General features: G+C 69.9%; 23 protein-coding genes. 14 read left to right on the forward strand and 9 right to left on the reverse strand.

Features of this window, described 5'->3' with window-relative positions; all coding sequences use genetic code 11:
• Positions 1-9 precede the first annotated feature (9 nt).
• The 7 genes from ACFO0C_RS15985 to ACFO0C_RS16015 are packed head-to-tail and all read left to right on the forward strand — an operon-like array spanning position 10 to position 6,999.
• The gene (locus tag ACFO0C_RS15985) at positions 10-936 is read left to right on the forward strand and encodes a carbohydrate ABC transporter permease (RefSeq protein WP_378067404.1); all 927 of its coding nucleotides are present in this window, start codon (positions 10-12) and stop codon (positions 934-936) included.
• Complete coding sequence (locus ACFO0C_RS15990; protein WP_378067405.1) at positions 929-1,768, forward strand: carbohydrate ABC transporter permease; 840 nt, start codon at positions 929-931, stop codon at positions 1,766-1,768. The genes ACFO0C_RS15985 and ACFO0C_RS15990 overlap by 8 nt, the downstream gene beginning before the upstream one ends.
• A gap of 18 nt (positions 1,769-1,786) precedes the next feature.
• Positions 1,787-3,067: an ABC transporter substrate-binding protein gene (locus ACFO0C_RS15995; protein ID WP_378067406.1), complete on the forward strand. Its 1,281-nt coding sequence runs from the start codon at positions 1,787-1,789 to the stop codon at positions 3,065-3,067.
• Between the two features lie 56 nt (positions 3,068-3,123).
• Positions 3,124-4,191 carry a Gfo/Idh/MocA family protein gene (locus ACFO0C_RS16000; protein WP_378067407.1) on the forward strand — a complete coding sequence of 356 codons (1,068 nt, stop codon included), beginning with the start codon at positions 3,124-3,126 and terminating at the stop codon, positions 4,189-4,191.
• Positions 4,188-5,081 (forward strand): DUF6807 domain-containing protein, encoded by an 894-nt coding sequence (locus ACFO0C_RS16005; protein ID WP_378067408.1) that lies wholly within the window; start codon positions 4,188-4,190, stop codon positions 5,079-5,081. The genes ACFO0C_RS16000 and ACFO0C_RS16005 overlap by 4 nt, the downstream gene beginning before the upstream one ends.
• The gene (locus tag ACFO0C_RS16010) at positions 5,078-5,755 is read left to right on the forward strand and encodes a cupin domain-containing protein (protein ID WP_378067409.1); all 678 of its coding nucleotides are present in this window, start codon (positions 5,078-5,080) and stop codon (positions 5,753-5,755) included. Before ACFO0C_RS16005 ends, ACFO0C_RS16010 begins: the two co-directional genes overlap by 4 nt.
• Positions 5,752-6,999: a Gfo/Idh/MocA family protein gene (locus ACFO0C_RS16015; RefSeq protein ID WP_378067410.1), complete on the forward strand. Its 1,248-nt coding sequence runs from the start codon at positions 5,752-5,754 to the stop codon at positions 6,997-6,999. The genes ACFO0C_RS16010 and ACFO0C_RS16015 overlap by 4 nt, the downstream gene beginning before the upstream one ends.
• Before the next feature lie 73 nt (positions 7,000-7,072).
• Here ACFO0C_RS16015 and ACFO0C_RS16020 read toward each other — a convergent pair whose 3' ends face one another.
• Positions 7,073-8,011, reverse strand: coding sequence for an LLM class F420-dependent oxidoreductase (locus ACFO0C_RS16020; RefSeq protein ID WP_378067411.1), 939 nt, complete (start codon positions 8,009-8,011; stop codon positions 7,073-7,075).
• 71 nt (positions 8,012-8,082) lie between these two features.
• On the opposite strand from ACFO0C_RS16020, the gene ACFO0C_RS16025 reads away from it, so the two are divergent.
• Entirely contained in the window at positions 8,083-8,670 is a 588-nt protein-coding gene (locus ACFO0C_RS16025) for a TetR/AcrR family transcriptional regulator (RefSeq protein ID WP_378067412.1), read from the forward strand.
• Between the two features lie 1,157 nt (positions 8,671-9,827).
• Here the strand turns inward: ACFO0C_RS16025 and ACFO0C_RS16030 are convergent.
• From ACFO0C_RS16030 to ACFO0C_RS16050, 5 genes are all read right to left on the reverse strand, one after another.
• A complete protein-coding gene (locus ACFO0C_RS16030; protein ID WP_378067413.1) occupies positions 9,828-10,649 on the reverse strand; it encodes a transglutaminase-like domain-containing protein in 822 nt (273 codons plus the stop codon).
• Positions 10,650-10,930: 281 nt separating this feature from the next.
• Positions 10,931-11,080, reverse strand: coding sequence for a hypothetical protein (locus ACFO0C_RS16035; protein ID WP_378067414.1), 150 nt, complete (start codon positions 11,078-11,080; stop codon positions 10,931-10,933).
• A 612-nt stretch (positions 11,081-11,692) separates the two neighbouring features.
• Positions 11,693-12,574 carry a sulfotransferase domain-containing protein gene (locus tag ACFO0C_RS16040; protein WP_378067415.1) on the reverse strand — a complete coding sequence of 294 codons (882 nt, stop codon included), beginning with the start codon at positions 12,572-12,574 and terminating at the stop codon, positions 11,693-11,695.
• Between the two features lie 274 nt (positions 12,575-12,848).
• The gene (locus ACFO0C_RS16045; protein ID WP_378067416.1) at positions 12,849-13,454 is read right to left on the reverse strand and encodes a hypothetical protein; all 606 of its coding nucleotides are present in this window, start codon (positions 13,452-13,454) and stop codon (positions 12,849-12,851) included.
• A complete protein-coding gene (locus ACFO0C_RS16050) occupies positions 13,454-14,392 on the reverse strand; it encodes a helix-turn-helix domain-containing protein (protein WP_378067417.1) in 939 nt (312 codons plus the stop codon). Before ACFO0C_RS16050 ends, ACFO0C_RS16045 begins: the two co-directional genes overlap by 1 nt.
• Positions 14,393-14,463: 71 nt before the next feature.
• Here ACFO0C_RS16050 and ACFO0C_RS16055 point away from each other — a divergent pair, with 71 nt between their 5' ends.
• From ACFO0C_RS16055 to ACFO0C_RS16070, 4 genes are all read left to right on the forward strand, one after another.
• Positions 14,464-15,408, forward strand: coding sequence for a saccharopine dehydrogenase (locus ACFO0C_RS16055; protein ID WP_378067418.1), 945 nt, complete (start codon positions 14,464-14,466; stop codon positions 15,406-15,408).
• 28 nt (positions 15,409-15,436) lie between these two features.
• Positions 15,437-15,766, forward strand: coding sequence for a hypothetical protein (locus ACFO0C_RS16060; RefSeq protein WP_378067419.1), 330 nt, complete (start codon positions 15,437-15,439; stop codon positions 15,764-15,766).
• Positions 15,694-16,272, forward strand: a complete 579-nt coding sequence (locus ACFO0C_RS16065; RefSeq protein ID WP_378067420.1) for an AraC family transcriptional regulator — start codon at positions 15,694-15,696, stop codon at positions 16,270-16,272. Before ACFO0C_RS16060 ends, ACFO0C_RS16065 begins: the two co-directional genes overlap by 73 nt.
• A gap of 66 nt (positions 16,273-16,338) precedes the next feature.
• The gene (locus ACFO0C_RS16070) at positions 16,339-16,920 is read left to right on the forward strand and encodes a dihydrofolate reductase family protein (RefSeq protein WP_378067421.1); all 582 of its coding nucleotides are present in this window, start codon (positions 16,339-16,341) and stop codon (positions 16,918-16,920) included.
• On the opposite strand, the gene ACFO0C_RS16075 is transcribed toward ACFO0C_RS16070, so the two are convergent.
• The 3 genes from ACFO0C_RS16075 to ACFO0C_RS16085 are packed head-to-tail and all read right to left on the reverse strand — an operon-like array spanning position 16,902 to position 19,772.
• Complete coding sequence (locus ACFO0C_RS16075) at positions 16,902-17,345, reverse strand: MarR family winged helix-turn-helix transcriptional regulator (RefSeq protein WP_378067422.1); 444 nt, start codon at positions 17,343-17,345, stop codon at positions 16,902-16,904. The genes ACFO0C_RS16070 and ACFO0C_RS16075 overlap by 19 nt on opposite strands.
• 4 nt (positions 17,346-17,349) lie before the next feature.
• Positions 17,350-19,314 (reverse strand): xanthine dehydrogenase family protein molybdopterin-binding subunit, encoded by a 1,965-nt coding sequence (locus ACFO0C_RS16080; RefSeq protein ID WP_378067423.1) that lies wholly within the window; start codon positions 19,312-19,314, stop codon positions 17,350-17,352.
• Positions 19,311-19,772: a (2Fe-2S)-binding protein gene (locus tag ACFO0C_RS16085; protein WP_378067424.1), complete on the reverse strand. Its 462-nt coding sequence runs from the start codon at positions 19,770-19,772 to the stop codon at positions 19,311-19,313. Before ACFO0C_RS16085 ends, ACFO0C_RS16080 begins: the two co-directional genes overlap by 4 nt.
• 64 nt (positions 19,773-19,836) lie before the next feature.
• On the opposite strand from ACFO0C_RS16085, the gene ACFO0C_RS16090 reads away from it, so the two are divergent.
• Both ACFO0C_RS16090 and ACFO0C_RS16095 read left to right on the forward strand, forming a co-directional pair.
• Positions 19,837-20,895 carry a hypothetical protein gene (locus tag ACFO0C_RS16090; RefSeq protein ID WP_378067425.1) on the forward strand — a complete coding sequence of 353 codons (1,059 nt, stop codon included), beginning with the start codon at positions 19,837-19,839 and terminating at the stop codon, positions 20,893-20,895.
• 68 nt (positions 20,896-20,963) lie between these two features.
• Positions 20,964-21,641, forward strand: a complete 678-nt coding sequence (locus ACFO0C_RS16095) for an enhanced serine sensitivity protein SseB C-terminal domain-containing protein (protein WP_378067426.1) — start codon at positions 20,964-20,966, stop codon at positions 21,639-21,641.
• Positions 21,642-21,668: the final 27 nt, after the last annotated feature.

A 21,668-nucleotide genomic window follows, 5' to 3' on the forward strand; every position in this document is an offset into this window, starting at 1 on the left:
GGGGGTCGGGTGAGCGCCATCGGCGAACTCCAACGGCTCAACACCTCCACCGGCGGCCCGCCGCGTCAGCGGGACACCAAGGCCGCCCTGCTGTTCCTCCTGCCCTGGTTCGCCGGGATTCTGCTGATCACCGCCGGCCCCGTGGCCGCGTCGTTCGTCCTGGGCTTCACCGACTACAACCTGATCCAGCCGCCGGAGTTCAACGGCCTGGAGAACATCCAGCGGATGTTCACCGACGAGCGGCTGCACCACTCGCTCGGCGTCACCTTCACGTACGTCTTCGTCTCCGTGCCGCTCCAGCTCGCCGCCGCGCTGGGCCTGGCCATGCTGCTCGACCGGGGGATGCGCGGCCTGGCGTTCTACCGGTCGGCGTTCTACCTGCCGTCGCTGCTCGGCTCCAGCGTCGCCATCGCGGTGCTGTGGCGGCAGATCTTCGGCGCCGAGGGCCTGATCAACCAGATGCTCGGCTTCTTCGGCATCGAGGGCACCGGCTGGATCTCCGACCCGGACACCGCACTGTCGACACTGATCGTGCTGAACGTGTGGACCTTCGGCGCCCCGATGGTGATCTTCCTGGCCGGGCTGCGGCAGATCCCGGTGATGTACTACGAGGCGGCCCAGATCGACGGCGCCGGACGGTGGACCCAGTTCCGCCGGATCACCGTGCCGCTGCTGTCACCGATCATCTTCTTCAACCTGGTGCTGCAGATCATCCACGCCTTCCAGTCGTTCACCCAGGCGTTCGTGGTCTCCGGTGGCACCGGCGGTCCGTCCGACTCGACCATGTTCTACACGCTCTACCTCTACCAGCGGGGGTTCCACAGCTTCGACATGGGTTACGCCTCGGCGCTGGCCTGGCTGCTCCTGCTGATCATCGCCGCGTTCACCGCGGTCAACTTCTGGGCCGCCAAGCGATGGGTCTTCTACGATGACTGACCCGCGCGCAGTGACGCGCAGCGCCGCCAAGCACACCGGCCTGATCCTGCTCACCCTGGTGATGCTCTACCCGGTGATCTGGATGGTGGTCAGCTCCCTGCGCCCCAACGAGGAGATCTTCCGTTCCCCGGGCGTCATCCCGGACAGCTTCCGGTTCGCGAACTACAGCGAGGGCTGGACCGCGCTGTCCTCCCCGTTCGGCCACTACCTGATCAACTCGGCGATCGTCGTGATCGGCTGCATCGTCGGCAACCTGGTCTCCTGCTCGATGGCCGCCTACGCCTTCGCCCGCCTGGAGTTCACCGGCAAGAAGCTGTGGTTCGCGATCATGCTCGGGACCATCATGCTGCCGATCCACGTGATCATCGTCCCGCAGTACGTGATGTTCTCCCAGTTCGGATGGGTCAACACGTTCCTGCCGCTGATCGTGCCGAAACTGCTGGCCACCGACGCGTTCTTCGTCTTCCTGATGGTCCAGTTCATCCGCGGTCTGCCCCGCGAGCTGGACGAGGCGGCCCGCATCGACGGTGCCGGCCACCCGCGCATCTTCCTGCGGGTCATCCTGCCGCTGATGCTGCCGGCCCTGGCCACCACCACGATCTTCACGTTCATCTGGACCTGGAACGACTTCTTCAGCCAGCTCATCTACCTCACCGACCCGGAGATGTACACCGTCCCGGTCGCCCTGCGCTCCTATGTCGACGCCACGGTCTCGACGTCGTGGGGATCGATGTTCGCCATGAGCGTCGTGTCGTTGCTGCCGATCTTCCTCGCGTTCCTGGTCGGCCAGCGGTTCCTGATCAAGGGCATTGCGACCACCGGTATCAAATGAGCCCCCGGAGGAAATAACATGAAAAAAGTCCTGGTAGGAGCATTGGCCGCACTACTGCTCGCCGGATGCGGCGGCAGCGGCGGCGGCAAGGCCGACGGTGACCTGACCGCCGACCAGATCGAGCTGCGTTTCACCTGGTGGGGTTCGGACGCCCGGCACCAGCGCACCCAGCAGGTCATCGACCTGTGGCAGAAGGCCCACCCGAACATAACGGTCAAGGGCGAGTTCAAGGAGTGGAACGGCTACTGGGACAGCCTGGCCACGACCGTCGCCGCCAACGACGCGCCGGACGTCATCCAGATGGACGAGCTGTACCTCGCGTCCTACGCCGAGCGGGGCGCCCTGCTCGACCTGGCTACCGCCGGCAAGAACCTGGCGATCACCGACTTCGACGCCAAGGCCCTGGCCACCGGCGCGATCGACGGCAAACAGTACGGCCTGCCCACCGGCGTCACCACGTACTCCCTGGTCGCCAACACCGACCTGCTCGCCAAGTACGGCGTCACGCTGCCCGACGACGCGTCCTGGACCTGGGACGACCTGAAGAGCGTCGGCGATCAGATCTCCAAGGCCAGCAAGGGCGAGGTCACCGGCCTGCAGTCGTGGGGCTTCGACATCGGCGGCGTGAACATCTGGGCCCGCCAGAACGGCGCGTCGCTCTACGCCCCGGACGGCAAGGTCGCCATCCCGGCCGACATCCTCGCCAAGTACTGGCAGTACCTGCTCGACATCTCCCAGCAGGGCATCGCCCCGCCCGCCTCGGTCAGCGTCGAACGCGCCGGCGCCGGCCTCGACCAGTCCGGCACGGCCACCAACAAGTCGGCCATCGGCACCTGGTGGAACAGCCAGCTCACCTCACTGGCCAAGGCGTCCGGTCAAAACCTCAAACTTCTCAAGATCCCCGGCGAGGGTAGGGCCACCGGCGCGTACTACAAGCCGTCCATGTTCTGGTCGATCTCCTCGCGGTCGAAGCACCCGGCCGAGGCCGCCGCGTTCGTGAACTTCCTCGGCAACAGCCAGGAGGCCGCCGACATCATGCTCACCGACCGTGGCATCCCCGCCAACACGACGATCCGGACCGCGCTGACCGGCAAGCTCGAAGGCACCGACAAGGCCGCCGCCGAGTTCCTCGACTCGGTCAAGGTCGGTGAGGCCCCGCGCGTCACCCCGAACGGCGCCAGTGACGTCGAGGCCATCCTCAAACGCCACACCGAGTCGGTCCTGTTCGAGCGGGAGACCCCGCAGCAGGCCGCCGAAGCCTTCATCAAGGAACTCCAGGCCGGCATCGACGCCGCCTGACCGTTGGATCCACGCCCGCGCCGTTCCGGCGGCGCGGGCCGGCCCTTGAGGGAGCCATGTCTCAACCTCGCTATCGTGCGGCGATCGTCGGCGCCGGTGCCATCGCCGCCGTGCACGCGCAGGCACTCCAGCACCACGCCGACCGTGTCACCGTGACCGCCGTCGTCGACGTCGACCCCGATCTGGCCCGGCACTTCGCCGCGAAGTGGAACATCCCACGGGTCCACACCGACCTGGACTCCCTGGACTCCGTCGACCTCGTCCACCTCTGCACCCCGCCGGCCACCCACGCCCCGCTCGCCCTGAAATGCCTGGAGACCGGTGCGAACGTGCTGGTGGAGAAGCCGCCGACGCTGTCACTGGCCGAACTCGACACCCTCGCCGACGCGTCCCGGCGCACCGGCGCGCACGTCGCCACCGTCTTCCAGCACCGGTTCGGCACCGGCGCGCACCGGCTGCGCGAGATGATCGCCGCCGGCGAACTCGGCCGGCCGCTGCTGGCCACCTGCGCGACCCAGTGGTACCGCGACGACGACTACTACCGCGTCCCATGGCGTGGCAGGTGGGAGACCGAGGGCGGCGGCCCGACCATGGGACACGGCATCCACCAGTTCGACCTGCTGCTGTCCGTCCTCGGCCCGTGGGAACGGGTCTCCGCGGTCACCGCCACGCGCGCCCGCGACGTGGAGACCGAGGACGTGTCGATGGCACTGGTCACCTTCGCCGACGGCACCCTCGCCTCGGTGGTCAACTCGGTCGTCTCCCCACGGCAGACCTCCACGCTGCGGTTCGACTTCGAACACGCCACCGTCGAGCTCGCCCACCTGTACGGCTACCGCGACGCCGACTGGACGATCACCCCGGTGCCCGGCCACGAGGACCTGACCGCCCGCTGGAACCGGACCCGATCGGAGACGGTCAGCGGGCACATCGACCAGCTCGCCGCGGTCCTCGACGCGCTCGACGCGGGCCTCGCACCGCCGGTTTCGCTGCCGGACACCCGTACCACCATGGAGTTCATCGCCGCCCTCTATGCCTCGGCGGCCACCGGCCGCCCGGTCCGCGCCGGCGAGATCGGCCCCGGACATCCCTTCGCGGCCACGATGAACGGAGCAGGCCGATGAACCTCCAGGTCGACCACCGGCTGGGCGGGTCGGTCACCGTCTCGGCCGGCAGGATCGCCCTCTTCACGTACGTCTACCGGCCGGACACCCCGCGGCTGGAGTCGCCGAAGCCGTACCTGCATCCGATCCGCACCCTGGCCGGCGAGCAGGTGTCGCTGTACCGCCCGCACGACCACGTCTGGCACAAGGGCATCGCCTGGTCGCTGCCGTATGTCGGCGAGCACAACTTCTGGGGCGGCCCGACCTACGTGCACGGGCAGTCCTACGTGCAGAGGCCCAACAACGGCAGCGCCGTGCACCGCACCATGGACCGGCTCACCGGCTCGGATCTGACCCACACCCTCGACTGGACCTCCGAGCAGGGCGACCCGGTGATCACCGAGAGACGGCGGATCGGCTGGGCGGTCGCCGACGAGGTCAGCTGGGTGCTGACCTTCGCCACCACGATGACCAACGTGTCGGGGGCGACGCTGACCTTCGCGTCGCCGACGACGAAGGGCCGGGAGAACGCCGGGTACGGCGGGCTGTTCTGGCGTGGCCCGCGATCCTTCACCGACGGGCTGCTCCAGTCGCCGGCCGGAGTCGGCGGCGACGAACTGCGGGGGAGCCGGGGGCCGTGGTTCGCGTTCCGCGGCAGGCACGACGGGGTGGACCGGTCGTCGACCGTCGTGGTCGTGGACGACACCGCCAATCCACATCATCCGCCGCAGTGGTTCGCCCGTACCGAACAATTCGCCTGCCTCAACCCCGCGCCCTTCTTCAGCGAGGAGCTGGACCTTGCCGCCGGGGATTCCGTCACCTTCCGCTACGCCGTCGTGATCGCCGACGGTGACCACGGCGACGCAGGCACCGAGAAACTCGCCGCACTCGGGGCGGAGGCCCTTTCATGAGGACCTTTCCCGGTGGTACGTCGGTGAGCCGCCTGGCCGTCTATGACGACGGCGGCACACCACACCTGCACACGGTATCGACCGAGGCCTACGTGGTGACCGGGGGAACCGGCACGCTGCTGACCCTCGACACGAACGGGCTGCGCGAGACGCCGCTCGCCGCCGGCTCGACGGTCTGGTTCACGCCCGGCACCGTCCACCGTGCGGTCAACCACGACGACCTGCGAGTTCTCGTGATCATGTCGAACGCCGGGCTGCCCGAGGCCGGCGACGCGGTGATGACCTTCCCCACCGAGATCGTCGCCGACCCGGATCGCTACCGGGCGGCGGCCCACCTCGCCGGAGATCCCGGGCTCGCCGTTCGTCACCGGCGAGACCTGGCCCTCCAAGGCTTCCAGCGGCTGGTCGACGCGGCCGAGGCCGGCGACCCGCGGCCGCTGGAGGAACTCTACGACGCCGCCGTCGCACTGGTGCGCCCCCTGGTGGACGGCTGGCGATCGACAGCCGTCGACACGGACCTGCTCGACGCTCTCCAATCCGGTGACGGGCGGCACCTGCGCGCCTCGGCCGTCTTCGGCTCGGCCCCGAGCGGCCCTCCCCGCTGGGGGATGTGCGGACGGCTCGGCGCCCACGACGTCCACCACCCGGCCATTCTCTCGGAGGGGACCCGATGACCCGCCGCTACGCCATCGTCGGCCTCGGCCACCGCGCGCAGCTCTACATCGACGCGCTGTCAGGGGAGTGGAGCGACACCGGGAGGATTGTCGCGTTCTGTGACACCAACCGGACGCGGATGGCGTACCACAACAGCCGGATCCCCGCCCCGGTGCCGGTCTTCCACCCGGACCGCTACGCCGAGGTCCTGGCCCTCGCCGACGCGGTCGTGATCACCACGGTCGACGCCCGGCACGCCGACTACGTGTGTGCCGCCCTCGACGCCGGCGTCGACGTGATCGTCGAGAAGCCGCTCACCGTCGACGCCGAAGGATGCCGCCGGATCGCCGCCGCGGCCGAGCACGGCACCGCCCGGCTGATCGTCACGTTCAACTACCGATACTCGCCCCGCAACAGCGCGGTACGGCAGCTGCTCGCCGACGACCGCATCGGGCGCGTCACGTCGGTGCACTTCGAGTGGCTGCTCGACACCATCCACGGCGCCGACTACTTCCGCCGCTGGCACCGGGAGAAGGTCAACTCGGGCGGGCTGCTCGTGCACAAGTCCACCCACCACTTCGACCTGGTCAACTGGTGGCTCGGCAGTCATCCCGAGTCCGTCTTCGCCCAGGCGGGACTGCGGTTCTACGGCCCGGCGGGGAGCCCACGGCCCGAGCGGTCGCACGGAGCGCCGGGCCTCGGGGCCGACCCGTTCCTGCTGGACATGACGGCCGACCCGCGACTCAAGGCGCTCTACCTGGATGCCGAGCACGAGGACGGGTACATCCGCGACCGGGACGTCTTCGGCGCCGGGATCGACATCGACGACACCATGTCGGTGCTGGTCAGCTACGCCGACCGGACCACCATGACCTACTCGCTGACGGCGTACTCGCCGTGGGAGGGCTACCGGGTCGCGTTCAACGGCACCCGCGGCCGCATCGAGCTGGAGGTGTGCGAGCGGGAGTGGACGCCACCGCACGGGGCGGTCGACCCGAGTGCACTCGCCGACACCGGGGGTTTCGAGCGCCTGACCGTGCAGGAACACTGGCAGAAAGCCGAGGAGGTACCGATCGTCAACGGCGACGGCGGGCACGGCGGCGGTGACCGGTTGCTGCTCGACGACGTCTTCCGCGGACCCGGCGACGATCCACTGGCCCGGCAGGCCGGCTATCGCGACGGCATCCGCAGCGTGCTGACCGGCGTCGCGGCAGACCGGTCCGCACGGACCGGCCTGCCGGTGAAGCTGTCCGACCTCATGTGACCGGCGGTTCCGCCCGACCTCGTGTGACCGGCGGTTCCGCCCGACCTCGTGTGACCGGCGGCTCTGCCCGACGCTATTTGACCAGCGGTTTCAGGGCCGCGCCCACCGCGGCCACCACACCGGGGCGGTGGCCGTTGCGGATCAGGTTGATGGTGATTCCGTCGATACCGGCGGCGAGCACCCGCTCCTGGATCTGATCGGCCACCTGCTCGGGCGTACCGACGAAGGCCCGGTTGCGACGATCCTCCGGGATCGTCTCGCCGATCTCCTTGGCCTCCTGCTCGGTCTCGCCGACCCCGCCCATCACCAGGAAGCTGGTGGCCAGCGTGGCCGGGTCGCGGCCGATCTCCTCGCACCGCTCGCGCAGCACCGACACCTTGCGGGCCAGGTCGTCGACGTCGCAGATGATGTTCATGTGGTCGGCGAAACGGGCCGCCAGCCGGAACGTCTTCTGCTCTCCGGAACCGCCCAGCATCACCGGGATGTGCGGGCGCACCCGCGGGTTGTTCATGGCCGACCGGGCCGTGTACCACTTACCGTCGAGCGAGGCGGGCTCACCCTTCAGCATCGGGGTGATGATCTGCAGCGCCTCCTCGAGCCGCTCGAACCGCTGGCCGAACGTGCCGAACTCGAAGCCGTACGCGTCGTGCTCCAGCTCGAACCAGCCGGCGCCGATGCCGAGGATCGCGCGGCCCCTGGAGACCACGTCGAGTGTCGTCACCGTCTTGGCCAGGAACGCCGGGTTACGGTACGTATTGCCGGTGACCAGCGTCGACAGCTGGATCGTGGACGTCGCCGAGGCCAGCGCGCCCAGGGTGGTGTAGGCCTCCAGCATCGCGTTCTCCGCCGGGCCGATACCCGGCAGCTGATACAGGTGGTCCATCACGAGCACGGTGTCGAATCCGTTGGCCTCCGCCTCGCGGGCCTGCGCGGCGACGGTGTCGAAGGTGTCCTCGACCGGGATGCCGGGGTACGTGAAATTCGGGATTTGATAGCCGAGCTTGATGCTCACGTACGCCTCCGATGTTGATGTAAGAGGGCTCTCACTTGCTAATGTAAGAGCCTACTTACACGGAGGCAAGCGTGTCGGCGAAACGGGCCTATCATCACGGCGATCTGCGGGCCGCGCTGATCGCGGCCAGCTTCGAGCAACTCGCCGAGTGCGGGCTCCAGCGCTTCTCGGTCGCCGCCGTCGCCCGCCGGCTCGGAGTCAGTTCGGCCGCGCCGTACCGCCACTTCCCCGACCGTGACCACCTGCTCGCCGCCGTCTCCGCCGCCGCCGCACGGGATCTCGGCGCCGCGATCGTGTCCGCCGCCGAAGCGGCCGGCACCGACCCGGCCGACCGCCTCGCAGCCGCCGCGGGCGCCTATGTGCGCTATGTCACGCGCACCGGCGCGGGCCTGCCGGTCATCTACGCGCCCGAACTGGCACGGGTGCCCGACGAGGGCCGCCGCGAGCACACCCGGGCGCTGATGACCACGATGCTCGACCTCAGCGGCGCCACCGGCACCAGCACCTATCACGACACGGTGTTGCTGCTGGAGGCCACGATCGCGGTTGCGCACGGCTACACCTCGATGCTGGCCGAGGGTTTCTTCGCCCGCCGGGTCGACGACATCGCCGACCGTGCCGTCGAGGCCGCCCGCTCGCTGAATGTCCGCCGGACCTGACCCTCACCCTTTTTGTTGCTGGGTGTCATCTGGTGGGGGCTCGTCGTCTACGAGGCGAGACCATCCTGCTGACGTCATCTTCGCCTTCCAGCCGGCCGCGGCCACGACGTTCGAGCACCTTCGATCAAGCCCGTCGCCCTGCCTGACCTGAACCACCGACGAGCCGACCGACACCGACCTCGGCGCCCCCAACCTGGGGTGCACCCCCTCACGGCCTTCCCCCCCCGTGGTCTTTCCTAAGCGGTTTTTGCTTCGCGGTTCTCCCCTCACGTTTGCCTTCTGTGGTCTTTCTTACGCGGTTTTTGCTTCGCGGTTCTCCCCTCACGTTTTGCCTTCCGTGGTCTTTCCTACGCGGTTTTCGCTTCGCGGTTTTCGCTTCGCGGTTTTCGCTTCGCGGTTTTCGCTTCGCGGTCTTCCTCCCGTGGTTTTCCCCTCCGGTTCTCTTGCCTCGCGGCCCTTCCCAGCGAGGTGCTGGCGGCTTTGGATGACCGACGCAGCGGCCGGGTCTCTGCCCAGTCCTGCACGTTCAGCACTCCCGATGCTTAAGAAGTGGTCCCCCGGAACCACGTGGTCAGTTCTCAGGCGGAGCTGACAGCGACGTTGAGATCGCACAGCGGCACCCCGGGCGGATCGTGTCCCAGCGGAGGAGCCCGCGCCCACAGCGGCCCGACAGGAGAATCTGGCCCGCGGTGCTTCCGGCTTCCGCGCCTCCGGCCGGTGCTGGCCATGGCTCGGCAGCCTGGGCGGTAGAAGCCACGACTCGCCGATGCCAGCGGTGGGCAGCCATGGTTCGCTGACACCAGAGCCGGGCAGCCACGAATTGGTAGCTGCTGCCTGCCGGCACAGCATTGGTGGTGGTGGCGTAATGGCTGTGATCCGACGATCACGGCTTGGTGGTGCGGCGTGATGGCTGCGGTGCGGCTTGGCGATCACGGATTGATGGTTGCGGTGTGACTATTGCCTGGTCAGGCAGCTCTGGCCGGTGCACTCCAATGTGGTGGTCGTAGGCCGGTCGGCTCGGGCTGGTGGTTCGGGTTTGTTGCCGTGCGGTGCTGGTGGTTCGGGCTGGTGGTTCGGGTTTGTTGCCGTGCGGTGCTGGTGGTTCGGGCTGGTGGTTCGGGCTCGTTGCCGTGGGGTGCTCGTGCCCTGGTGAGTGATCAAATGGTCAGGGCTGGTGGGACCTCCAAATCCTCCGACTGGTAAAGGGTGGCCACGTCTTCCGGGTCGTCGGAGGCGCAAGTGGTGGCGATGGTGTCGATTAAGGTGTCGTAGTCGGCACCGGTGTGGCCCTGGTAGGAAGCCTCCATCCGGCCCCACTCGTCCCAGGGGAGGGTTTCGACACGGTTCAGGGCGGCCAAGTCTCGGATGGCGTTGCCTCGGATTTCGGCGGGACCGAAATTCTCTGTGCCCCACACGCCGAACTTCGCCGGGTCGATGTTGCCCGCCCGGAACTCGGACCAGGCCTCGCCGCCGGTCAGGAATTGGCCTGGGACCAGTGCCTCCGGGTTGGACAGCACCGTCAAACCCATGGCCTCCGGGTCGGCTCGGACCCATGACGTGCCGTCGACGGAGAACTCGATCACCCAGTGGTCGAGACCGAGGCCGGGCTGAAAATAGGTGGCGAACCCGCAACGGGCTCGGGCCGCTATCCCGCGGTGACGCAGCAGGGCGCATGTCAGGACCGCGAAGTGCCGGCAGGTGCCGACAACTCGACGCTCGGGTGGGCGGGGTGTGGTCAACGGGGACGGATCGAGATCGAGCAACCTGTTGACCAGGTCGGCGGCTGGGCGGATCTGGTTTTCGCCGAAGCGGCCCGGTGGCAGCTCCAGCCGGCCGGCGTCGTGTGGCTGGATGACGAGACGATGCGTGAGCCGGCAGATCTCGACCGCATCCTCGGGGAGGTCATCGAAAGCGCCGCGGCCGACCGCGGAGAGGTCGGTCAGCGGACCACCTGCCGTGTAATCGATCGTCGTCGTCATGCCCCGCATCGTAGGGCCAGGGTCCGACATTTTCCGGCCGGCGGAGATCTGCGACCGACATGATCATGAAGGAAGCCGTCGGGGGTCGGATGGTGACCCCGGTGACCCCGGTGACCCCGGTGACCCCGGTGACCCCGGTGACCCCGGTGACCCGGTGACCCGGGACCCGGTGCCCGGTGCCCGGTGAAGTGTGCGAGGGTCCGGGCTTGGTGGGCCCGGCGTGATCGAGGGGTGAGACGGAGCCGAGCAGGGCCGCCGGGCACGCCGGCGGCCCTGCTCGGTCACTTCTTCTTGTCCTTCTTGGACTTCTTGTCCTTCTTGGACTTCTTCGACGACTTCTTGGCCATGTCGAGCTCCCTTCGCTCCGGAACCTCCGCCCGGCAGCCCCAGAGGGGCACCCGGTGGATACGCTGCGTGAGCGCTCGGTTCACCGAAAGTTCACGCTAGCCCCTCGGTGTCATGCCGACATCCCCCGCCGCGGATTAGTCGAGGGGCGCTGACCTTTCGTTTTCCGATGATCTGCTGCGGCGACCACCTCGGGATGGACCGGTCCGGTGGGTTATCCCGCACGCCTCGACGGATAGGTCAGCGCCGACGGAAGGGCGGGGTGAAGGGGCAGCGGTGGAGGGGGAGGGCGGCGCAGCGACGAAAGGCGGAAGGGTTGTCGCGGAGGCAGGGGATGGGCGGGCCGATGAAGGGCGGAAGGGTTGTCGCGGAGGCAGGGGATGGGCGGGCCGATGAAGGGCGGAAGGGTTGTCGCGGAGGCAGGGGATGGGCGGGCCGATGAAGGGTGGAAGGGTTGTCGCGGAGGCAGGGGATGGGCGGGCCGATGAAGGGCGGAAAGCCGGCGCGGAGGGCTGCCACGAAGCAAGCCCGGCGGGGTGGGTGGACGGCGGCCGAGCGCGGCGAACAAGCGCGAAGGGGGCGCGGTGAATCAGCGCGAAGGTGGGTGCGTTGGAGAAGCCGAGGTTGGTGTGGTGGTGGAGGGGACGTGGGTGCGGCGGAGGATTGAGAACCGGACGGGGCGGATGCCGGGGAAGGGCCTACCGGCTTTCGGGGACCGTGATTCGGGACGGTGACGAATCGTTGAGGATGTCCAGCAGGTTGCCTGTGGCGTTGCGGAACGCCTGCTCGATGTCGTCGTCGAAATGGTTGCGCCAGTCGCCGGACTTGCCTTTGCGGTAGTGCGACACCTGCCCGGCCTTCTTGCGGTCGTTCATCCGGGAGAAGCTGTACTTCTCCAGGAGCGTGGTGAGTTCCGCGGATGGAATGTTGATTCCGCAATGACGCATCAGTGCGTCCATCTCGGGGAACTGCCGCTCGCCGGTGAGGTCCTCGTAGCGGACGATGCGGATCGTTTCCGACGGGGGTGCCTCGACCCAGGAGCGGACCGCGTTGAACATGCCCTTCTTGGTCAGGTGCTCGATGAGGTAGAGCATTCCGTCTTTCTGTGACCGCTCCTGCAGTGCGGCCCGCACCTCGAGCACGTCACCCATCGGGGTGTGCGAGTCGCGGGTCGAGAAGTAGCTGGAGACCAGCAGGTCACGCGGGTCGCGGTAGATGAAGAAGGTGCGGTGGCTCTCGGGTTTCGGCATCTTCTGGTAACGCTTGTACGGAAAGTACAGCGACAGGCCGATCCGCTGTGGCGGGCAGACCCGCGGGTCCTTCCAGCCGTAGTAGCGGGGGTCGTAGGTGACCAGCCCGGAATGGCGGTAGACGATCGGGTCGCTGAACACCGATTTCACCCACTGGCTGGCGGTCTTGCGCACCGCGCAGTGGTAGACGTTGACGAATTCGCAGCGGTCCTGGACCGGGACGGTGATCCGCAGTTTCGCGTTGTGCGCCTCGAGGAGGGCGCGGCGGCCGAGCACCCGCAGGGAATCGGGGGAGTGCTGCTTAGCGAACATCACCGTTCGATTGAACATCGTCAAAGTCCAATTCCTCGCCAGGCGGAACGGCACGCTGACGTCGCGCACGCCGTCGTGCGTTTGGGGGCACTTTACAAGAACATTGACATCGTTACGAGCGGGTCTCGTGTTGGACACAACCTGCGGGCTGTGAAAACGCTTGGAGCAGGCTGGGCCGGACGGAGACCCGGCTCGGCGCGGACACCCCTCACCTGCACAAACGATCGACCGGTCGGTCCGTCACGTCCCACCGCAACCTGAAGGAACTCACAGGTTGAACTGTTGCGGACTTCTAAACGAACAGAAGTCGCATCCGGGCCAGGGTGAGGTCGTCCGGCTCCTCGACCTCGATCGCACCGTCGCCGGCCTCGTCCACGAAGAACGGCACCGGACGGCCGCCGGGATGGCCGGTCCAGCAGGCCACCGGCGGGCAGTCGATCCAGCGGCGGCCCGACGGCAGGACGGCCTCGACGCGGGTGAACCAGTCGAGATCCGGAGTCGCGGCGACGTGCGCGGCCCACTCCTCGGCGGTGACCGGCCGGTCCAGGGTGATCGGCGTGATCTCCGGCAGGTCGGCCTCGTCCGAGGTCACCTCGCCGTTCTCCCAGGTGTAGATCTCGTCCTCGTCACCGGCGACCCAGGCGTCGAGGGCCGTCGCGATCTCGATCATGCGCCGGATCATCGGGTCGCCCGGATTCTTGGTGTGCAACCGCCCGCCGGTGAACGCCAGCCAGGAGTCGTCGCCGACCAGGATCTGGAACGACCCGGCGGCCTGATCATCCGGGATGACCAGGTCGGCGGTGTCGCGCACCAGCGACCGCACCTCACTCGCCGCGATCGGGTAACGGTGATCGAGGTAGAACGGAACAGCCCGGGTGATGTGGATGTCGTAGCCCATCAGGACCCCCGGAAGGTACGGCGGTACGTCTCCGGCGGGACGCCCAGCTGCTGACTGAAGTGACGGCGGAGCGTGGTCGCCGTACCCATGCCGGTCCTTGTGGCGATCTGCTCGACGCTCAGGTCGGAGATCTCCAGCAGCTCCTGGGCCCGCCGGACCCGCCGGTCGTGCAGCCAGCGTAGCGGGCTGCTGCCGGTGACCGCCTGGAAGTGCCGCGCCAGATTGCGGGAGCTCATGCCCGCCTCGCGGGCCAGATCACGGACCGTGAGGGACTCGCCGAGCCGGTCCTGCGCCCACGCCATCACCGCGGTCAGCACGTGGTTGCGGCCGTGACCGACCGCCGCCGGGATGAACTGGGCCTGCCCGCCGGGGCGATGGGGCGGCACGACGAGGGTACGGGCCAGCGCGTTCGCCACCGCCGTACCGTGATCGAGGCGCACCAGATGCAGGCACAGGTCCATGCCGGCGGCCTTCCCGGCGGAGGTCAGCACGTCGCCGTCGTCGATGTAGAGCACACCCGGGTCGACCGTCACCGACGGATAGCGGGACTGCAAGAGGTCGGTGTGCGCCCAGTGGGTGGTGGCCCGCCGCCCGTCCAGTAGCCCGGCCTCGGCCAGCGTGAACGCACCGGTGCACAGCGACGCCACCCGGGCGCCGCGGGCGTGGGCGGCGCGGACGGCCTCGACCAGGGCCGGCGCGGGGGGCTCCTCGGGGTCGCGGCAGGACGTGATGATCACCGTGTCGGCGGTGGCGACCGCGTCGAGCCCGTGCCGGATGCCGGCGGTCAGCCAGCCACCGACGGCGGCGCCGTCCTCGCCGCAGATGACCAGCTCATACCACCCCTCGGTGAGCTGCCGGTCGGCGCCGAAGACCTCGCACGCGGCGGCCAGCTCGTAGAGCGGCGTGCCGTCGGTGACGGGCAGGGCGACGCGGTGCATGTCCGAAACTGTACGGGAGGTGTCGCTCCGGACACTGTCCCGCTCCGGAGACTTTCACGACCATTGACGTCATGAACAAGCGCATCGCGGTCCTCGGGGCCTCCGGACACACCGGCCGTTTCGTCGTCGCCGAGCTGCGGCGGCGTGGCCTCACCCCGATCCCGTGCGGCCGCGGCACCGACCTCGGCCAGGCCTTCCACGACGCGGACGCGGTGATCAACTGTGCTGGGCCGTTCCACGCGACGGCCGCCGCGACCATCCGGGCGGCGATCCGGGCCGGCATCCCCTACCTGGACGTGACGGCCGAGGTCGAGGTGGTCGGTGACACGTTCGCCGCCTTCGGCGACGCCGGCATCCCGATCGTGCCGGCGGCGGCCTTCTTCGGCGGCCTCGGCGATCTGCTGGCCACCGCGGCCGCGTCTCGGTTCGCCTCGGTCGACGAGATGACCATCGCGTACGCCCTGAGCAGCTGGCATCCCACGAGCGGCACCCGCCGTACCGGCAAGGTCTCCGCGTCCCGCCGTGACGGCAACCGGATCGCCTTCGTCGACCACCGCCTGCGTGTCCGGGCCGGCGAGGCGCCCCGCGCCGAGTGGGACTTCCCCGCCCCGGTCGGCCGCCGCGCGGTGGTCGGCGAGTTCGTCACCGCCGACAGCGCCACGATCCCCACGCACATCGGCACCCCGGTGATCCACTCGTTCATGACCGCGAACGCCGTCGCCGACCTGCGCGACCCGGACGCCCCGGAGCCGGCCGCCGCCGACGGGTCGGGCCGGTCGACCCAGACGTTCCTGGTCGAGGTGGTGGCCCGGTCCGGTGATCGGGAGCACCGGGTGACGGCGAGCGGCCGCGACATCTACGCGGTGACCGCGCCGCTGGTGGCCGAGGCCGCGGTCCGGGTCCTGACCGGCGAGGGCGCGAAGGCCGGGGTCGCCACACTCGGCGCCCGGTTCGACCCGATCGGTTTCCTGACCGCGCTCGGCCCGGAGACGCTGGCGATCACGGAATCCCGATGACCGGGTGAGGATCGGGGATGCTGGGGGCGTGGAGTACGTGTCCCGAGTGCCGCGGCCGCCGCTGGACGGGCTGATCGACGACCTCTACTACCTGGAGGGCGCGCCGCCGTACGCCCGTCTGACCCTGCCGCCACCGGCGGTGTTGCTCATCCTCAACCTCGGGGACCCGTTCCGCGTCCGCGGCGGAGCCGACACCGCCGCCGCCGACCACGCCGACGGTTGCGTGGTCACGATGCCGACCCGCGCGTGGGAGTTCGGCTACCGCCCTGGACCCGGTCCGTCGGCGTGCACTTCAAACCGTGGGGGCTGGCGCCGTTCCTGCCGATGCCCGCGGCCGAGCTGTGCGACCGCGCGGTGACCGTGGAGCAGGTCTGGGGCCGGCCCGCCGTCGCCGAGCTCCGCGACCGGCTGGCCTCGGCGCCCGGGCCGCGCGAGATGCTGGCGCTGCTCGAGCGGGAGCTGACGCGACGGCTGTCCGGGACCGCCGGCCTGGGGCTGGTCCGGCACGCGAGCGGCCTGATCGCGGCGACCGCCGGAGCGGTGGCGATCGGCGACCTGCGGACGGCGGCCGGAGTCAGCAGCACCCACCTGGCGCAGCGGTTCAAGGAGCTGGTCGGCGTCACCCCGAAACGGCTGGCCCGGACCTACCGGTTCGCCACCGCCATGCTGGCGATCGACCCCGCCGCACCGATCGACTGGGGTGAGCTGGCCGCCGGCGCGGGCTACTTCGATCAGGCCCACTTCGGCCACGAGTTCCGGGCGTTCACCGGGCTCACCCCGACCCGGTACGTCGAGGCCCGGCGGCGGTTCCGGCGCGAGCATCCCGGTCACGTGCTGGACAGCTGGCCGCTGCCGGCCGATTGATTTCCTACAGGTGCGGCAGCTCACGGGACGCTAGCTTGAGGGCACCCGGAAGCAGAGGAGAGCCCCGTGGGCAAAGTGGTCCTGTACGGCTCGGTGTCGGTGGACGGTTTCGTCGCGGACGAGAACGATCAGCCCGGGCCGCTGTTCGACTGGCTGTCCAGCGGTGACGTCCCGCTGGACGAGAGCGGCGTGGTGAGGGTGTCGCAGACGTCCTACGACCACACCCGGGCGTACTGGGACCGGATCGGGGTGACGATCTGCGGCCGCCACGTCTTCGACATGACCGACGGGTGGGACGGGAAACCGCCGAGCGGGGTCGGCCACGTGGTCGTCGTGACCCACCGGCCGCCGCCCGACGGCTGGGACCCGACGGCCCCGTTCCACTTCGTCGACGGCGTCGAGGCGGCCGTGGCCAGGGCGCAGGAGCTCGCCGGCGACCGTATCGTCGAGGTCGCCGCCGGTGACGTCGGTGGCCAGGTGCTCGCCGCCGGCCTGGTCGACGAGGTGCGGATGGACGTCGTGCCGGTGGTGTTCGGCTCCGGCAAGCGGTTCTTCGGGCCGGTCGACGCGCAGCACCTGCTGGCCGACCCGGACGTGGTGATCCGGGGAAACCGGGTGCTCCACCTGACCTATCGGGTGCGCCGCTGATCGGCGGGAGCGGGCACCCGGGTGATCAGGGTGATCAACTGCTGCCGGAAGTGGTGGTAGTCGTCGACCGCGCCGAGCAGATCCTCCGACCGCTGCTCCTCGCGCCGCGCCACGGCCAGGGCCTCCGCACCGGCCGCCGTGATGGTGACGACGGTGCGCCGCCGGTCGCGGCCGTCGGCCGTCCGGTCGGCGTGCCCGGTCCGTGCGAGCCGCTCGATGGTCCGGCTGATCGTCTGATCGGTGACCCGGCACAGCTGGGCGAGCTCACGCTGCGACAACGGCCCGCCGGCCAGGTGGTGCAGAGCGATCAGCCCGGCGTGGGTGAGCCCCAGCCCGGCCAGGAACTGCTCGAACCGGCCCTCGACGAGCCGGGCCGCCACCGAGAGCAGCCGTCCGGTCGGCCAGCTCTCGACGTCGTCCTGCACCGCGTCACCCTACCGGGACCCCGTAGGGCATCCCGCTGACCGGTTCGGTGGCCGCGAGCGCGGACGCGATGGCCGCGGCCGCCGGGGGATAGGCCAGTTCCCCGAGACCACCGATCGGTGCCTCGGACGGCACCACGATCACCTCGATCTCCGGGCAGTCGGTGATCCGCGCCCACGCGAAGTCCCGGAACGACGACTGCACCACCGCGCCGTCCCGGACGGTGATCTGCGCGCCGAGGACCGTCGACAGCGCGTCCATGACCGCCCCTTCGACCTGCGCCGTCACACCCGAGGGGTGGACCGGGATGCCGACGTCGACGGCCGCGGTGACCCGGTGCACCCGGCGGGCGGCCGGATCCGCGTCCACGATCACGGCGATCGCCGACCCGTAGTCGAGGTGACACGCCACCCCGCGCCGCCCGCGGTTCGTGGACCGTGCGGCCGCGGCGTCGAGCACCCGCCGCAGGCGCGAGTCCGCGGGCAGCAGCCGCCGCCGGAACTCGACCTGATCGTGACCGCCCCGCTCGGCGATCTCGCTGAGGAAGCACTCCTCGGCATAGCCGAACTGTCCCGCGTAGACGCCCCGCCAGAACCCGGTCCGCAGCGGCGCCGGCCGCAGCGTGACCGTCACACTGCCCGGCACCGCATAGGGGAAGTGGTCGCCGCTGGCCCGGACCACGACCGGGCTGGCGAACGGCGGACTGACCGTCAGCGGCCAGGTCACCACCTGGTGCGCCCGCCCGGTGGGCAGACCGCCGGCGTCGAGGGTCGCGGTGAGCCGGTGCACCGACATCGGCCGGTACGAGTCGTGCCGCGTGTCGTCCTCCCGGGTCCACCGCACGCTCACCGGCTGTCCGGCGGCCCGCGAGCAGGCCACCGCCTCCATCACCACGTCGGTCTCGATGCGCCGCCCGAAACCGCCACCGGCCAGCGTCGGATGAACCACGGCACCGGCGCCGAGCTGGTTGCGCAGCCCGCCGGGGTCCTGCACCGGCGCCCACACCGTGATCCCGGAGCCGGTGACGTGCGCCGTGGCGTTCATCGGTTCCATCGGGGCGTGCGCGAGCAGTGGCAACCGGTAGACACGCTGCACCGCCGGTGCACCGGGAACCGCGGGCAGCGCCGCCTCCAGTTCGTCGAGCCAGACCCGGCTGTCCGCCGCCGGTGTGCCGCCGGTCCAGGTCACGGCCAGGGCGGCCCGCCCGCGCAGGGCCGTGTCGGTGGTGCGGGCGATCACCGCGACACCGCCCTGCCCGGCGGTCAGCGTGACGACCGCGGTCACACCGGGCACCGCCAGGGCGGCGGTGTCGTCGACGGTGGCGACCTTCGCGCCGATCCACGGCGGACGGGCGACGACGGCGATCAGGCTGCCCGGCGGCGCGTGCTCGGCGCCGTACCGGGCCTTGCCGGTGACGATGTCGCGGGCGTCGGCGCGGCCGGCCCCGGTACGCCCGATCAGCCGCCACCGCTCCGGCGGGGTGAGCGTGACCGCGACCGTGGCCGGGTCGATCGCGGCCGCATCCTCGACCAGGTCACGGTAGGGCAGTGGCCGGTGCGAGGGGTGCCGGATCCGGCCGTCGCGGGCCGTGCACTCGGCGAGCGGGACGTCCCAGCGGGCGGCCGCGGCGGCGATCAGCAGGCAGCGGGCGGTGGCGGCGGCGGTGCGCAGCGGCTCGGCCATCATCCGGCTGGACGTGGAGTTGGCGACGGCCTGGGAGCCGTAGCGGGTGGTGTCGCCGGGCGCCTGTTCGAGCCGGACGTCCTCGACGCCGATCGCGAGTTCCTCGGCGACCAGGACGGCGGCCATCGTGCGTACCCCCTGGCCGGTGTCCGGACGCGGAACCGTGACCGTGACCCGGCCGCGGCGGTCGACGCGGACGAAGACGTTCGGCACCAGCTCGGTGCCGCCCGGCAGGGGGACCGCCACCACCAGGGCGGCGCCCAGGAATCCGCGCCTCGTGATCGTCATCGGGCCAGCTCCGCGGCCCGGCGCACGGCGGCCCGGATGCGCTGGTACGTCCCGCACCGGCACACGTTGTCGCGTAGTGCCTCGTCGATCTCGGCGTCGGTCGGGTCGGGGTTGGCGGCGAGCAGCGCCACCACGGTCATGATCTGGCCCGGCTGGCAGTAGCCGCACTGCGCCACGTCGAGCTCCAGCCAGGCCCGCTGCACCGGATGGTCGCCGTCCGCCGACAGCCCCTCGATCGTGGTGATCCGCTCCCGGGTGGAGTCGGCGACGGTCCGCACGCACGGCCGTTCGGCCTGCCTGCCGATCAGTGAGGTGCAGGCCCCGCAGGCCCCGATGCCGCAGCCGTACCGCGGCCCGGTCAGCCCGAGTTCCTCCCGCAGCGCCCACAGCAGCGGCGTGTCGCCGGGTACGTCGACCGTCTCCCGGCGTCCGTTGACGTGTAAGCGGTACCGGCCCACGCTGCCCCCAACCATCGACGAACGCCCATTGTTCAGTCTGCTGAATATCCGCCATACTGCCCGCGTGGTCAACGACACGGCGGTACGCAGTGAGCGTGTCCTGCTCTGGGGAGTTCCGGCGGTCGCCCTGCTCACCGGCCTGGTCTGGATCCTCGGCCAGGGGCTGACCGGCGTCGCGCTGCTGCCCGACCAGGGCGCCGCGTGGTACGAGTGGAAACTCCCCGAACCCACCACGTGGACCCGGCTGTCGGCGTGGGCCGGATACGCCGCGCACCAGATCGTGTCGTGGGGGCTCATCTGGTACGCGCAGACCCGGGCACGGACGTGGACCCGCGGGCTGAAGACGGTCAACGTCGTCGCGATCGGGGCCAACCTCGGGTTCATCGCCCTGCACGAGATCCAGACGCAGGTCTTCTACGACGGGCTCGCGCAGGACGTCTCGATCTTCAGCTCGCAGGGTTCGGTCGTACTCCTGCTGGTCGCCGTCCTTCTGATGGAGAACCGCCGCCGCGGTCTGGTGGCCGGCAGGCCCGCGCCCATCCCCGCCCTCGTGGTCGACTTCGTGCGGCGCTATCACGGTTACCTGTTCAGCTGGGCGATCATCTACACGTTCTGGTACCACCCGATGGTCACCACCAGTGGCCACCTGATCGGCTTCTTCTACATGTTCCTGCTGCTCCTGCAGAGCAGCCTGTTCTTCACCACGGCACACACCAACCGCTGGTGGACGATCAGCCTCGAACTCATGGTCGCCGTCCACGGCACCCTGGTCGCCGTCATGAACTCCGGCCCGGACGGCGCCTGGCCGCGTTTCCTCTTCGGGTTCCTGGCCGTCTTCGTGATCACCCAGATGCACGGCCTCGGCCTGAGTGCCCGCACCCGCTGGCTGCTCCTGGCCCTCTGGCTGGCCGGCGCCTCCGCCGTCTACTGGAACCGCGGCCTTCAGCACCTCCACGAGCTGCTCCGCGTCCCGCTGGCCGAGTACCTCGTCCTCGGCGTCCTGGTCCTTCTGCTCTGGCCGCTGGCCCTGCTGGTCCGGGCCGTTCAGGACAGAAGGCCCGAATCAACCGATGGGAACGCTCCCGTAGCCGTGACCGGAAAAGTCCCGGACGACGCCATCTGAAAACGTGAACCAGGCCCGCCTCTCGTCGCGTATCTGCTGGTGGGGACACCGACAGACGGGAGTCGACCATGTTTCCCTCGAACAGCCTGGAGACCACGCTGCTGCACGTCCGGCGCGGTCAGTCACCACCCGACGCACTACTGGCCGCTCTCGCTGACGAGCCCGTCTGGGTGCCCCTGCCCGCCGATCGGCCGCTTCCGCTGACCACCATCAACGGGTTCGCCTACGTGACGGTCTACACCTCGGCCGAACAGCTGGCCCGCTCCGGCGCGGGCAACCGCACCCAGATCCGCCTCACCGGCCGCCAGCTCGCCGAGCGGATCCCCGCCGACCTGGGATTCGCCGTGAACCCCGGCTCCGCCTCCAGCCTCCCGGTCGCCGCCGAGAACATCGGCCGCATCCGTGGCCCCCACACCGCGATGGAGGCCCGCGTCGTGCTCGGCCTGCCGCACCCCGAGCCGTACCACTTCCTCCAGGCCCTGTCCGGCGGCTTCCAGGCGGTCCGCGGGATCATCGAGGCCCGCCGGGCGCTGCGCCGCATCGACGACGGCCCGGAGACCCTGATGATCGGCATCCGCCCGGACCGCCGGATCCCCACCTGGCCCCGCGAGATCCGCGCCGCCGTCGAGCAGGCCGCCCGGATGACACCGGTCGCCCACGATCTGGAGATCGTCATGCTGGACGAGGATTCCGCGGTGGCGACCTGGATGCTCGACCGCACGGCCCCGTTCTACGCCCGCCGCTGATCTCCGGCCGACCGGAATCGATCATTA

The sequence above is a fragment of the Actinoplanes subglobosus genome, assembly GCF_042650585.1.
In the GTDB taxonomy this organism is placed as follows: Bacteria; Actinomycetota; Actinomycetes; order Mycobacteriales; family Micromonosporaceae; genus Actinoplanes; species Actinoplanes subglobosus.

What these genes read in the sequence shown, in the direction of transcription:
- ACFO0C_RS15990 (WP_378067405.1), top strand. Translation starts at nt 929, where the DNA reads ATGACTGACCCGCGCGCAGTGACGCGCAGCGCCGCCAAGCACACCGGC.
- ACFO0C_RS15995 (WP_378067406.1), top strand. Translation starts at nt 1,787, where the DNA reads ATGAAAAAAGTCCTGGTAGGAGCATTGGCCGCACTACTGCTCGCCGGA.
- ACFO0C_RS16000 (WP_378067407.1), top strand. Translation starts at nt 3,124, where the DNA reads ATGTCTCAACCTCGCTATCGTGCGGCGATCGTCGGCGCCGGTGCCATC.
- ACFO0C_RS16005 (WP_378067408.1), top strand. Translation starts at nt 4,188, where the DNA reads ATGAACCTCCAGGTCGACCACCGGCTGGGCGGGTCGGTCACCGTCTCG.
- ACFO0C_RS16010 (WP_378067409.1), top strand. Translation starts at nt 5,078, where the DNA reads ATGAGGACCTTTCCCGGTGGTACGTCGGTGAGCCGCCTGGCCGTCTAT.
- ACFO0C_RS16015 (WP_378067410.1), top strand. Translation starts at nt 5,752, where the DNA reads ATGACCCGCCGCTACGCCATCGTCGGCCTCGGCCACCGCGCGCAGCTC.
- ACFO0C_RS16030 (WP_378067413.1), bottom strand. Translation starts at nt 10,649, where the DNA reads ATGACGACGACGATCGATTACACGGCAGGTGGTCCGCTGACCGACCTC.
- ACFO0C_RS16040 (WP_378067415.1), bottom strand. Translation starts at nt 12,574, where the DNA reads ATGTTCAATCGAACGGTGATGTTCGCTAAGCAGCACTCCCCCGATTCC.
- ACFO0C_RS16045 (WP_378067416.1), bottom strand. Translation starts at nt 13,454, where the DNA reads ATGGGCTACGACATCCACATCACCCGGGCTGTTCCGTTCTACCTCGAT.
- ACFO0C_RS16050 (WP_378067417.1), bottom strand. Translation starts at nt 14,392, where the DNA reads ATGCACCGCGTCGCCCTGCCCGTCACCGACGGCACGCCGCTCTACGAG.
- ACFO0C_RS16055 (WP_378067418.1), top strand. Translation starts at nt 14,464, where the DNA reads ATGAACAAGCGCATCGCGGTCCTCGGGGCCTCCGGACACACCGGCCGT.
- ACFO0C_RS16080 (WP_378067423.1), bottom strand. Translation starts at nt 19,314, where the DNA reads ATGACGATCACGAGGCGCGGATTCCTGGGCGCCGCCCTGGTGGTGGCG.
- ACFO0C_RS16095 (WP_378067426.1), top strand. Translation starts at nt 20,964, where the DNA reads ATGTTTCCCTCGAACAGCCTGGAGACCACGCTGCTGCACGTCCGGCGC.